The sequence below is a fragment of the Catenovulum sp. 2E275 genome, from assembly GCF_025515275.1.
GTDB lineage: Bacteria > Pseudomonadota > Gammaproteobacteria > Enterobacterales > Alteromonadaceae > Catenovulum.
In genome coordinates this window covers 1-401 of the sequence record NZ_JAOPFU010000136.1, presented here as the reverse complement: position 1 = coordinate 401, position 401 = coordinate 1, and the positions used below count along the sequence as shown (strand labels likewise).

Genomic DNA, 401 nt, shown 5'->3' with positions numbered 1-401 from the left:
ATCAATTAATGCATCTATATCAAACTCGTCATCCTCTGCTGATTCAGCTTGCTCAACGTCTTCATCCGTTTCGACAACAGCGTCAGTTTGTGCATTATCAATTAATGCATCTATATCAAACTCGTCGTCATCTACTGACTCTGTTTGTTCGGCTGCTTCCGCTTGCTCAACGTCTTCATCCGTTTCGGCAACAGCGTCAGTTTGTGCATTATCAATTAATGCATCTATATCAAACTCGTCATCCTCTGCTGATTCAGCTTGCTCAACTTCTTTATTCGTTTCGGCAACAGCGTCAGTTTGTGCATCATCAATTAATGCATCTATATCAAACTCGTCATCCTCTGCTGATTCAGCTTGCTCAACGTCTTCATCCGTTTCGACAACAGCGTCAGTTTGTGCAT

The 401-nt window shown here is 42.4% G+C and carries 1 protein-coding gene; it reads right to left on the bottom strand.

The genetic code is table 11. The features are described 5' to 3' along the window. On the bottom strand, nucleotides 1-401 hold a 401-nt coding region (locus tag N7931_RS19415; RefSeq protein WP_262795990.1), incomplete at both ends, for a hypothetical protein.